This window comes from Nostoc sp. (assembly GCF_036916735.1).
Lineage (GTDB): Bacteria > Cyanobacteriota > Cyanobacteriia > Cyanobacteriales > Nostocaceae > Nostoc.
This window is the reverse complement of the sequence record NZ_JBALFV010000101.1, coordinates 57,752-71,268: the sequence shown is the minus strand read 5'-3', so window position 1 is coordinate 71,268 and position 13,517 is coordinate 57,752. Positions and strand designations below refer to the sequence as shown.

The window sequence follows — 13,517 nt, the reverse complement described above, 5'->3', positions numbered from 1 at the left end:
GAGAATTGGTATGAGATATTAAGATTCGTCGTTAAGCAAGTTTTGGGCGCAAGCTAGTTGTAATTGAATTATTTCGCTCATTTGTTGACTGTAATCTTGTCTAGCTTGTAAGAAGGCGGTGTGTGCTTTAGTTATCTTGGAGTTATTAGCATTGAGCTTTTGATACTGAGTCTTGTTTAAATCGAACATGCTAATGATGCTACTAATTTTTTTAGTTATGACGGGTGGGGAAGAAAGAGGAATTGGCTGTTGAATTGCACTTGACTCAGAAGATTGTAATTGTTCTCTCGTTTCAAAAACGTTATCAATGATATTTTTCGGCTTTACTTCTTCTGGCTGAGGCAAGATGCTAGGGGAGTAATTTTCTTCTTGGGTAATTTGGTTGGAAGTGTTAAAATAATCTGTGATTTCAGATTGTTGGTGATTAGGTATGTTTAAATGCGGTTTTTTGAAGCGTTCACTCCTAAGATACCCAGCGAAATCTTCAACAATTTTACGATTTTCTTCGCTCAAAATTGTAGCAAAAATTGCTTTTCCACCCAAGATAACTGTTCTCAATGTTGCTTTATTTGAATTAGCAGTTTCTTGGGCTTTGCTATACAGTGGCGATAAATCCAAGTTCACCTGATGACTGAGTAGTTTTGCTAATGCTTTGACTATCGAAGCATGGTCATCCATTCCTCTACGATTCAGAGAAACTGTAATATGTTCTTTGCTACTGAGGATTTTATCAATCCATCGCGAACAGACACTACCAGCGCCCGCTTCTAAAAATATTCGGACTCCATCGCTGTAGACACGATTAACTAATTGCGGAAAATCAAGTTCTTGGCACAATCCTTTGGCGATATTGTGAGCAATGGAATCACTTTCAAGTGTAATCGGTTGATAATCGGCGGCAGAATAAAACACAATACCGGGAAGATTTTGTGATGGTAAGGTGTTTACCTTCTTGATTTCCTCGTACTGCGATCGCATTGCTTCACAATGTATCACATGGTCGAAGGGAGCGGGGAAAGCGTTGCAACTTAAAGTTGTAATCACTCGCTTACAGGCGGCATCATCACCAGCAATTAATACTTCTTCTGGTGTGTTGATTTGAGTTAAGTAGACGTGATTCTCATATTTCAGGCATTCTCTAACTTGAGATGGAGTAGCCATGAGAACATAGGTATTCCAAAAATTGCTGTTTGGTGAATCTGTTAATCCCCAATATTCACGCACAGCATTTTTCGGACCAGATAACTTATCGCCAAACAGAGGAGATGAATTTAAATTGCTACTTCCACCAGAAAAATTGCTCCAAACTCCTTGGGCAGACATCATGCTAGTTTCGCCGAGGCTATAGCCAAAGACACATTGCGGTTTGACTTGGAAATCATCTCGAATAATTGTAGTAATCAGTCGAGAATAAGCAATTTCTGTTTCAAACATTGCTAGGGAATCATCTAAAAATTCTTTTTCAAGAGTTTCTAGTTGCCTGGTAGAAAATTTCTGCAAGCTTCGGGGATAAAGTCGCTGATGAATTTCGATAGCACGATTAGCAAGACTATTGAATATCGTGTCATCGTAGACTTTTGGGAATAAGCGGAAGAGATTCTGACCGATACCCACATAAGAATTGACAGCTGCCGGATAAACGTAAGCTAATGCTCCAGTTTTACCCAATGGTTTAGCTGTGAAATAGCTTCCTATTGGTGTTTGCCAATCTGTGCCGTTCTCAAAGGCATTATTTACACCTTTGCGAGCAGATTCAATTTCTTTAAATAGTTCTTTTTTGTTACGTCCAGTGATTGATAAGACGTATTTTGCATCAGAGTGTCCTTCAAAATTAGCGAATGTTTGGCTGGCGGTAGCCGATAAAGAGGAACTTTCTTCGATGGTTTTTTGAAGATTGTTTAGTAAATCTGGTATGTTGGAGCGATCGCTAACTGCGATCGGGAACAGATGATAAGGTATTTGCTGCAAATATCTGTTGTCCCGTTCTTGTTGGCTGGGTTCTTCTGATAAGATTAAATGGGCATAACTCCCATCTATACCCATGTTATTAATTGCTGCTAATCTGCGTGTAGCGCCTTGATCGATAAACCAAGGTCTTGATTCCATTGCCACATAGAAGGGACTACCTGACCATACTTGCGGTGTTTTGACACCAGACCATTTGGGTGTGCCAGGAATATACCTGTAATAAAGACACAGAGCGGTTTTAATTAAGCTAGCGATTCCCGATGCTGTATAGGTGTGACCGATATTGGCTTTGATGCTGCCCAATGCACAATGTAAACCATTGCCCACTTTGGGATAAGCTTGCAGTAAACCTGTGATTTCTGCTTCATCCTCCTGGGAAACGCCACTACCGAAGACTTCCACATAGTTAACCTCTGTGGGTTGAATGTCTGCCATCTGGAAGGCTTGTTTGCAGACATTGCTAATAATTGAAGCATCAGGTTTTACCAATCCGTTACCCAAAGTAGAATTACCTTGTGCAAAACTCATGGCATCAATTACTGCATAGATGCGTTCATCATCTTCCTTAGCAGCTTCGTAGCGCTTGAGGACGATAGCACCCGCACCTTCGCCAACCGTCCAGCCATTAGCTTGTTGGTCATAACCCAACGTATTGACACCTGTATTAATTGGGGCAAATTGACTGCGGAACAAGACATTTTCTACACCACCGGCTAAATCTACTGCACCCACAACCACCGCGTCTACTTCTCCGGTGGCGAGTAGCATTTGAGCAACTTCCAACGCTTTGAGGGCAGAATTTTCGCCAGCGCTGACGGTGAATGCAGGGCCTGTGAAGTTCCACAAAGCAGAAATCCGGCTTGCCATGATGTTGGCGATGTGGCTTACATATTCGCCGATTTCTACTGGTTGATGAATGCTATCTTTGACAATGGTTTCTAGTTGCGCCAGTTGTTCATCAGGTAGAGAAATTCCTTGGTTGAGTAAGCCGTCCTTAACCTGCCAAGATAGATTCCATCTTTGCTGTAACTGATGCACAGAGAATTCTGTCTCGGCGGCGACAATCACTGCCACATTGCCACCCTCCTGTAGTTTGGCATCTTTCACGGCGCGATCGCTAACCTTTAGGAGCAATAATTGTTGTGGGTTTAATTTCTCTATTTCATTCGGTGGAATTTTACACGATAAAGTATCGATTTCAAAATCTTTGATATATGCCCCTGCTGGTGCTTTTCCATCTGCTAAACCGTACTCTTTCAAAATACTTTCTTGATTTTCTATACCATGCCATCTTTGAGGCGGTAGAGAAGTAAAATGCTGTGTTCCATCATAAATACTACGTTCAAAAGCATCTAAACCATTACAGTTACCAAAAAAGGCATCCATGCCAACAATGGCAACTTTGGTAGGTGGAACAGGTGGAATTGATTCAACTGATTCTGTTGTAGTTCCTTGTTCTAAAATCAAATGAGAATTAGTGCCGCCAAAACCAAAAGCGCTAATAGCTGCCCGTTTAATTGGTGTGTTATTATTAGGCCATGTTGTAGCTGTTCTAACAATTTTGTCGGCAGAAATTGTACCTCTTTCTGATGTTAAAGGTTCAGAAACATTCATGGTTGCTGGAATTACACCATGAGACATACTCAAAATCACTTTAGTCAAGCCAACCATGCCAGCAGCAGTTAGCAAGTGACCAGTATTTGCCTTAGCAGAACCTACCAGAGGCGCAGCTTGATTTTGACCAAAGAATGTTTCGATGGAATTGAATTCAGTTGTATCTCCTAGCAATGTGCCGGTGGCGTGACACTCTAGATAATCAATGCTTTTGGGACTAAATTTTGCCTCATTATAGGCTCGTTCAAAAGCTAAGGTTTGTCCTTTAGGATTAGGGCTGAGTAAATGTTTACCTTTGCCATCATTCGAGAGTCCATTACCGCAGATAGTTGCGAGAATATGATCACCATCTCTAACGGCATCAGAATATCTTTTCAGCATCACCATCCCTACACCATCGGCGGGAATTAGTCCTCTAGAGGACTTATCTAAGGGGCGACTAATACCGTTTTCTGCATACCCTTGAACACCGGAAAATAACATCCGCACAAATAGGGAATCTGCACAACTGATGGCTCCAGCTAGCATAACATCGGCTTTGTGTGACCATAAGTAATGAGATGCTAGTTTAATCGCATAAAATGATGATGAACAAGCAGCATCGAGACATAAATTAATCTGTGATAGAGATAGAGCTTGAGCAACTATAGATGCTGGTAAACCAGATATCATCGCATTGTATAAAGAGGCTTTAGTTGCACTTTTGAAAGCAGCTAAATCAAAATCTTCATACTGCAAAAGTTCTCTTACAGCAGGTGCGATCGCTTGCTGGTAAATTGGAGAGAACAATTGATTAGATAATTTTGTTGGGAATGATAAATTACCTAAAATTACGCCGCATTTTGCAAGAACATTTTGATTACCCCAATAACCACTTTGTATAATTGCTTGTTTAGCGGTATACAACGACCATTTAAAGGTATTATCTAAACCCGCAACAAATTCTGATGGTAGATTGTATTCAGATGGATTAAACTGGAAGTTACGGATGTACCCGCCTTTGAGGGAATAGGTTTTGTCTGGTGTACCTTTGACTGGATTGTAAAATATTGTCGGATCTACTCCGATTTCTTCGACGGTTGCAGAGGATGTGGAATCTTTTTGATTAACGAGGTTTTGCCAGTATTCTTCAGGATTCTTTGCATCGGGGAATAGGCATGATAATGCGATGATGGCTATTTTTTCCACGATTTATATGCTCCGAGTTTGGGTATTTAGCAAGAGATATTTAACAGGTAGGATTTACGCTGTCCCCCAAACTTTGAAGTGGCGGTTGCTAAAGAAATAGCTCACGCACAAGGAAAAAAAGTGTACAGAGAAGAAGTTGAAGATTACTAGTACAGTGCGGCGGAAATAAACAACCCCTTCGGGTTCGGCAGTTCCTTATGAGGGAAACCCTCAAGACCGGACTGCCTCACCATTCCAAATCAACGAAATGCTTACGCTGTACTCATTTTGACTTTTGACCCTTCGACTACTTCGACTTACCTCGACTTTGCTCGGCACAAGTCGCTCAGTACAAGTGCGCTCAGGGTCAACTTTTGCCTTGCGGTACTAGCTTCTGAGTAATTTCATTGACCAAATAATTGCTTTTGCTCCGAGTAGACGTGAATAGACTTGTCCTTCTCGATTGTGGATGATAAAGTCGGCGGTTACACTACTGGGTGTTTTGGCTTTCACTTCACAAGAAACGTAAAAGGGTTCATTGTGTGGTGTGGCTGCAAATTGTTCATATTTTGCTACTTGTCCAGGTAAGCAACCTTCTTGATGAAAATGCTGTGTCCAAAGCCAGAGTGCGTGCATACTTAGGTCAGTTGTATATGGGTTTACCCATTGAACTGGAAATTGCCCTTGTTGTTTATCTGAGATTTGTTGCCATAGACATTGTGTAGTAATTTTTTCTGTGGTGATATTTAGAACTTTTTGGATTTCTTGAAAAGAGGGGCCATGAAATAATGTAGTTTCTCCATTTTGATAAAAAGATTTGCCAGTGAGAGTGATGATATTATCTAGTTCTAGATTCACTGCATCATAAATTGGGATAGTGGGTATTTCTAGTAATAGTTGGATTTTGGCACTGAAATGATAAAATGTTTTTCCGTTGGAATTTTTGCTCGATATTTTGGTATTGAATGTAATCTGTTGAGCATTAGTTTTAGAAATCTCTTCAACATCTAAAATATATTCACTTGTCAGACTTTCATTAAAAGTAATTCCTTTCAAGATTTTGAAATCTTGAGCAGCAAAAAATCTATATCCTGGATAAAGTTGTTCGCAAGAATCAATCATCCATGATAGAGCGCATGTAGCAGGCAACACTGGAGAACCAGCTATCACATGATCCAATAAAAATGGATTCTCTTCAACTGTCAGTCGGCGGCGCATCCGATAGGTGCATAGTTCAGAATCTAACTCCCTAGCCAAGGGTACTAGGGGGCTACCAATGACAACTTGTGTATTTTCTCGATAGGTGGGATGCAACTCGTTGACTAACATTTGTGTCCCAGCTTCTACGGAAATCACTTCGATTCCTCGTTCAGCAAAAGCCTTTTTAAGTTCTGGTGACACCATCCCACTATCCCAAGCTCCCCAATTAATTGCCACTACATGACATGAAGGATATTGTTGTTTGAAAATATGCCCTGATTTATTGAGAATTTCATTAGCGATCGCATAATCAGACTGCCCAATATTTCCATAAAAGCCTGTTACAGAAGAAAACAAAACTAAATATTGAAGTTGACTAGGATTAACACAAGTAAGTAAATTTTCCAATCCTTGCACTTTCGCGGTGTAAACTTTTTCAAAATCCTGTTCTGTTTTCTTTTCAATTAACTTATCAGCTAAGTTTCCAGCGCCGTGGATAATTCCTGTAATCGGTCCAAGATGTTGCACAGCATTGGCAAGTTTTTCTTGTAAAGCTTGCGTATCTGTGACATCGACGCTAATATATTCTGCTTTAGCTCCAGTTTTTTCAATTGCTGCTAGAGTCTTTTTAATCTCGCGACTGGAGGTAATTTTGTTATATATCTTTTGCACATTCATGGGTGTGGGCTTCTCTCCTTGAGAAAGAAGATTTTCCATGATGCATTTTTTCAATGCTGATTCATCACAATCTTGAGCATAATATGGCTCGGTTTCTAATAGTTCAGAGCGACCGAGGAGAATAAATTTGCCGGGTTGTTGTTGGGCTAATTTGATAGTACACTCAGCCGTAATCCCTTTTGCACCGCCGCTCACAACAAAGACAGATGATGGACTAAGCTGGGCTGTTTGTGTCATAAATCCTCGTAAATACCTGCATAATTTTGGTTTTTTCTTCCTCTGTGTCCTCTGCGCCTCTGCGGTTTTTTTTAGACGAACCACAGAGACGCACAGAGCGCGCACAGAAGAGATTAATCAGCGATGAGGGTGACTCGTCCTTGTGAGCCATAGCCAACTTCACTGATATAAAGGTTGGGGTCGTGAAGTTCGGCGATGATGTTGTGTACTGACTGTTTAGCGTCAAGTCTGGGGCTTAGGTCGATCGCACGAGTGAATACTTTTGGCCATTCCCATCTCAGGGTTTTGGTTAATCCAAATAAACCAGCGCCGATCGCACCGAAGTTAACTTTGTAATCTAACCCGAAGGCTCCATCGAGGTGAGCAACTGTGCAGAAACAACTACGTCCATGCTTTGCGGCTTCGTTTAAGGAAGGTTTGAGGTGTTTCGCCATCAAAAATACGTGCTTGACGATCGCTTTTTCTTGTTCGTTATAAGAAATACTTCCGGTATGATTGCTTACAAACATCGGATGGAGATGGATGAAGGCCCCAATCGCTCCGCAGTGAGATGCGATCGCTTGCAATTGTTGTTGGAGATGTTCTTCACTCAAGTTTGCTAAGGTGACGCGGGTTACTCCTGTGGGTAAGGGCGTTTGTTGGGCAATTAGCGATTGGGGAAAGCTGATAACTACTACTTTCCAGCCTTTCTCGATTAGGGATTCGGTTAATTTATAAGTGGTGAGGGAACCATCATCGGTGATTAAACCAATGTGTCCCTCTGCTAACGTGAAATCCAAATAATCAGGCTGTGCTAGGTTTTTGAGTTTGACTGGATGGCGCTGGATATTATGCTCTAATTCCGGTGGCTGCTGGACAAACTCAGGCTGATACTTTTTTTTTTCACCTCCAGCTAACTGCTGTAGGTAATCGACTATTTGACCGATGGTGCGGAGTTCTCCCAGTTCTTCGATATTTGGTTTGGGTAAGTTGGGGTACATTTCTTGCATCGCCCCTAAGATTTCCACCCGTTTAATCGAGTCAATCCCTAAATCAGCCTCCATGTCCATTTCCAGTTCCAGCATCTCGACTGGATAGCCAGTTTTATCACTGGTTATGGCTAACAGGGTTTGACCTAAGTCTGCAAAGTCATCAGTTACAACTAGTTCTGTCTTGAATGCGACAACTATACTTGGTTCAGGTGAAGTGACTACCTCAACTACGGGTACAGTCTCTACTACAATCTCGGTTGCTTGTTGTACTTCGTGAATTGCAATTTCTACAGAAATACTTCTGGAAGCCTGAGATTGCAGATACTCTACAACTTGACCGATGGTGCGGAGTTCTGCCAGTTCTTCAACGTTTGGCTTGGGTAGGTTGGGGTACATTTCCTGTAGCGCCCCCAGGATTTCTACCCGTTTGATCGAGTCAATCCCTAAATCGGCCTCCATATCCATGTCCATTTCCAGCATCTCTACTGGGTAGCCCGTCTTGTCGCTGGTGATGGCTAAGAGATTTTTATCCAAGTCAACAATATCGATGATTGCGCCGGATACAGGTGCAGCAATTATGGATGCTGGTTCTGGGCTGAATACAACAATTTCGTTGACTGGGAGTGAGCTAATTTTGACTACAACCTCGCTTTGAGGTTCTACTACTGGGATGGGTGGCTCGGCTACAGGCTCTACTGTCTCAACACTGGGGAAATGGGGAGTCGGAAGTAGAGACGCGATTGATCGCGTCTCTGAGGATACAGGAGTTTCAACTACAGGCTCTACAGCAGGCGGCAGAGGTTCTTGGATAACATTTAAGCCATTTTTAGCTACAGGCTCAGTTATAGGCAAAGGCTGGCTTTCTACTATCTTGGTAGTAGGAGGTACGGGTGCATCACTAACAGTCGTTTCTGTGGTGAACGGAGTGAAATTACTGATCTCTGTTAGTTGAGTTACTCCCTCACCAGAGATGATTTGAGAATACTCTTGCTGTATGAGTTGGAAAAAGTTTTTGGTATATTCCAACTGCTCTTGAAGATATTGTTCATGGATGCGTAGGGTTTCACCTTGTTGGGAGTGAAACTGCATCATGCTGCGCTCTAAGCTTTCCATGACAACTAGCTTCATTTTGGCAGTTTCGGCTGTTGATTTACTTTCACTCAACAAAGAATTCTGCTGCTGCATCAGTTGGAAGAATGCTTTAGCGTATTCCATTTGATGGTTGAGATAAGTACCGTGAACTTGTAAATTATCAGCTTGATTTTCCTGGAACTGTGTCAGGAGGTATTCTAAACTTGCTAAAAGTTGTTGGTAATTTGTAAGTTTTTCTGGCGTTGGTTGCATCTTAGATTCCTGGGCTGGTTGTGAAAGGGTCACAGGATTCATTTGTTGCTCTGGTTGGGTGATGACACCGTTCATTGTTGGGGTAGATTTTTTATGTCCGTTAGTCTCGATCGCAGCCAGAGGTGGTGTTACACCTGGGCTGCTAAATAAAGGAGCTGCATCAGGATATTCGGGGGTGGGTAATGTGACTTTATGCCCATCTTGCAAAGCTAGAGCAAAGGCATGTTTCGTTTTTTCGGATCTGTAGTTTATCCCGTTTAAACGGACATTTAATGTCTTCTTTGTCTCAATTGGGGGGATGGTTTGGGGAAGTTGGTAAGGATCGAGGTTATTCAAAGCCAAACCAATCACACGCAACTGCACAACTGCTTCTCGTAAGGAGCGATCGCTATTCTTTTGAGTGCTGGGGTTCAAAGATACGGTAATATGAGGGCGATCGCCAAGGATATCTTTGACTAAGTTGGTGAGAATTCTTCTCGGCCCAAATTCCACAAAGCAAGTACCACCCGCCGCATAGATATTTTCAATTTCTTGTTTAAACAGCACTGAATTAGAAAGGTGCGTTTCCAGGATTTTTTGAATACCTTGGGGTTCTTTGGGATACTGCTTACTGGTGACGTTGCTGTAAACAGGGATTTTGGGACTTTGGAATTTGACAGACTTAGTAGCGATCGCAAAGGATTTCTGAGCAAAGGCGATTAGCGGTGTATGGAACGCTGCTGATACAGGTAGCAATACAGCCGTATATCCTTTCTCGTGTAAAGCGTCTCTGACTCTGGCTATTTCTGCGGTGGGGCCAGCCAAGACAAATTGAGTCGGAGAATTTTGATTAGCGATCGCAACTTGCGGAAAATGTCTGATTACTGCTTCGACTTTGCTGATGTCTTCTTTGACAGCCAACATACTACCTGCATCATGATCCGGATCTTCGGGTGCAGCCATTGCTTGACCCCTAGCTTTCACCAAGAACAGGTAATCTTCGGTACTCAAAACACCCGCAGCCCATAACGCTGTCAGTTCACCAAAGCTATGTCCCGCCACAAAATCTGACTTGAACCCAGCTTGTTGCAGGATGCTATACATCCCTGCACTCAACACCCCAATAGCTGGTTGAGCATATTCTGTGCGTTGTAAGGCAGCAATTTGGACATTTTTTTCTGCCTCTGCAAACACAGGATGAGGAAAAACGATTTCTGACAACGGCTGCAAATTATCTTTGAGCAACAGGCTATCCATATAACCATGAAGACGGCGCATCAAAGGAAAATTCATTACCAGTTCCCGGCCCATCTCCAGGTATTGCGAACCTTGACCGGAAAATAGAGAGACAACTTTTCCGCCCAACTCCATACCAGAGGCGCGGTAATAAATCCCTTGGGGATGCTCCCAAGATGCTGCTGTTCCTTTGTGTTTTAGCCAGTCAATGCTAGTTTGCAGCAACTTGCAAGCTTCTTCGAGATTCTCAGCTACAAACCCAAATCTGGCAGCAGAGAGGGGAATTTGTGGCGATTTGCACTCATTGACTAATTGTGCGTAATGTGCGTTGCCTTCTGGCGATCGCAACTTACCTAAAATCTCTTCCGATTTGCTCAACAATTGCTCTAATGTCGGAGCAAACAACAGCACTTCACTAGCTGCACCGTGTAAGCGGTAAGCATGGTTTTGGTCGGCTTCATATTCTTCCAAAACAACGTGATAGTTAGTTCCGCCAAAGCCAAAGGAACTCACACCTGCGCGTCTGGGTGCTTCCCCTTCTGGACGAATCCAAGGTCTGGTTTCGGTATTCAAATAAAAGGATGAATTTTTAATGTTGAGTTTGGGATTTGGCTCAGTGATGTTAATTGTCGGCGGTAATACTTTGTGATGTAAAGCCAAAGCAGTTTTAATCAAACTCGCCGCACCCGCAGCCGCTTTTGTGTGTCCGATTTGTGATTTCACACTACCCAAAGCGATGTGCTGCTTTTTGTCATCATGTCCATCAAAGAAGTCTTTTAAAGAACCGAATTCTGTCGGATCTCCAGCCATTGTGCCAGTACCATGTGCTTCCATTAAACCAACAGTCGCAGGAGAGAAGCCAGCATCTTCATAAGCACGTTCTAAGGCTTTAACTTGGCCTTCTTTGCGAGGAGCATAAATACTCTTATAACGCCCATCGCTGGAAGTACCAATACCTTTAATTACGGCATATATTTTATCGTTGTCCCGTTGAGCATCTTCTAAACGTTTGAGGACAATCATCCCGATACCTTCACCCAACATCATCCCATCCGATTTAGCATCGAAAGGTTTGACATTTTCACTAGGAGTAACCGCCGGTGTTTTGCTAAAGGATATGTAAGCCATGATGGTGTTGTCGGTATCAACGCCACCAGTCAGCATCATGTCAGAACGATGCTCAATTAGTTCGCTAATTGCCATTTTTAAAGCACCGAAGGAACTAGCGCAAGCGGCATCAACTACGCAATTCATCCCGCCAAAATTTAGGCGATTGGCAATTCGTCCGGCGACTACGTTAGCTAACATTCCAGGGAAAGCGTTCTCATCCCATTTCACATAAGCGCTTTTGATTTTATCAACAATTTTTTGCGTATCCTCGTCAGATAAACCACTGCTTTTGAGTGCTTTTTCCCAAATCGGATATTCCAATCTCGCAGAAAGTGGCATTCCTAATTGCTTGGCCATCGCCACGCCTAAGATTACCCCAACCATCTCGCGATTAAACTCACGTTTTTCACCATAACCTGCATCTTCCATCGCTTCTTTTGCAACTAGTAAACTTAATAGTTGCGATACATCTGTGACTTCCAAAATGCTAGGTGGTATGCCGAATTCCATCGGGTTGAAATCTACTTCGGGAATAAACCCACCTCTTTTACAATAAGTTTTATCTTCAGTAGTTCTGGGATTCGGATCGTAATAATCTTCAATGCTCCAGTGGGTAGCAGGAACATCAGTAATACAGTCAATTTTATTTACTATATTTTGCCAATATTCCCGCAAATTTCTGGCTTGAGGTAATAGAGAAGCCATCCCAATAATGGCTATAGGATTATGTTGTAATTGTCTGTTAATTTTGTTGATTGACACTGATTTGTCTGATTTCATGTTTTTTTCCTCTATAGACTTCATTACAGCCTTTTCACAATTGTTGATAAGGCTCTCTAACTCCGCTAAGGCAGTATCAATCGAATAAGCAGACATAGGGCATAGTTAGTACTGTGGATTATGTAGCTACAGTAATTCTGTTGCCTACTAATTAATGAAAATCTCTTGTCTTGTAAGCAGGTAGCTATCCTATCTGTGCTAAATGCTTATTTTTAAATCAACACCACACGACACATACTGCCTTGACAAAGCCTTAGATTTATAGGCGATTTTGGCACACTGCGATCGCGAAAAATTGTTATCCAACGCTAGACTTTTGATATTGTGGCAATAAGTCAACCAATTTTGGATTTTAGATTTGCAATTTTAGATTTGCGTTAGCGATAGCAAGTAACCGTACCCTTATAGGGAAGCAAGCTAGCAAGAGCGTCTCGTAGAGAGCCTCTTTCAGATTTGTTACACCAACAATGAGTAGAGGACGAACCAAAAAAATCCAAAATCCAAAATCCAAAATCTAAAATATTTTGAGCAATGGTATCCCACTGGAACAATAAAAACTGAAGAGTAGCTAAGGGAACAGAAACGCTCTTTTTGCCTGAAATCGTTTGATTATCTAGCCTCACCACAGCAACATAGCTGTTATTCATGACAACGTTCTGTATCTCGATCAATGTCATAGCCAGTTTCAACGTCCAGGATAATATATTTTATGGGATTTGACCCAGTAAAGTTGACAAGTTCGTTACAGAAAAGACACCACCTTTAATCTGATTTTATGCAAATTGAGAAAGTAATTAAACGATCATAAGGTAATGAATAAGCAGTTATATTTAGTTATTTTTAATTTTAAATTTTCAATTAAATAACTACTTTTTCTAACTGCTTTTCAGCATTTAGTTAATAAAAACAATAACACACTTTACATAAACTAAATCATTCCTTTAAAGTTATTTTATAAATAAACTTCCACTATTGGTTATGTGAATTATTACTAAAAGTTAGAATTAAAGTATAATTTGTGACTATATAAACGGTGTAAGATATTTTGTTATCTACGGGTTAGTCAAAAATTTGTGCCGGATTAAGTTAACAATGCAAATCTGTTGTCTAGTAAATAACAATTCCATGAATACATAGATAAATTGAATAACCATAAGTATGTTTTCTCAGAGAAACATCATAATTGAATCAAAGTTTTGGGTTATTTTTCAATATAAGTCAAGTTAAGACACA

4 protein-coding genes are annotated in these 13,517 nt (G+C 41.5%); all 4 read right to left on the bottom strand.

Translation table 11 applies throughout. The features are described 5' to 3' along the window. Positions 1 to 18 precede the first annotated feature (18 nt). The 4 genes from V7L20_RS23795 to V7L20_RS23780 all read right to left on the bottom strand — a co-directional run bounded on the left by V7L20_RS23795 (position 19) and on the right by V7L20_RS23780 (position 12,931). Positions 19 to 4,770: a PfaB family protein gene (locus tag V7L20_RS23795; protein WP_334746449.1), complete on the bottom strand. Its 4,752-nt coding sequence runs from the start codon at positions 4,768 to 4,770 to the stop codon at positions 19 to 21. Between the two features lie 366 nt (positions 4,771 to 5,136). Further along, positions 5,137 to 6,864 (bottom strand): SDR family NAD(P)-dependent oxidoreductase, encoded by a 1,728-nt coding sequence (locus V7L20_RS23790; RefSeq protein ID WP_334746448.1) that lies wholly within the window; start codon positions 6,862 to 6,864, stop codon positions 5,137 to 5,139. A gap of 113 nt (positions 6,865 to 6,977) precedes the next feature. Then, positions 6,978 to 12,380, bottom strand: a complete 5,403-nt coding sequence (locus V7L20_RS23785; protein ID WP_334746447.1) for a beta-ketoacyl synthase N-terminal-like domain-containing protein — start codon at positions 12,378 to 12,380, stop codon at positions 6,978 to 6,980. Between the two features lie 281 nt (positions 12,381 to 12,661). Continuing rightward, positions 12,662 to 12,931, bottom strand: a complete 270-nt coding sequence (locus V7L20_RS23780) for a hypothetical protein (RefSeq protein ID WP_334746446.1) — start codon at positions 12,929 to 12,931, stop codon at positions 12,662 to 12,664. Between the last annotated feature and the right edge of the window lie 586 nt (positions 12,932 to 13,517).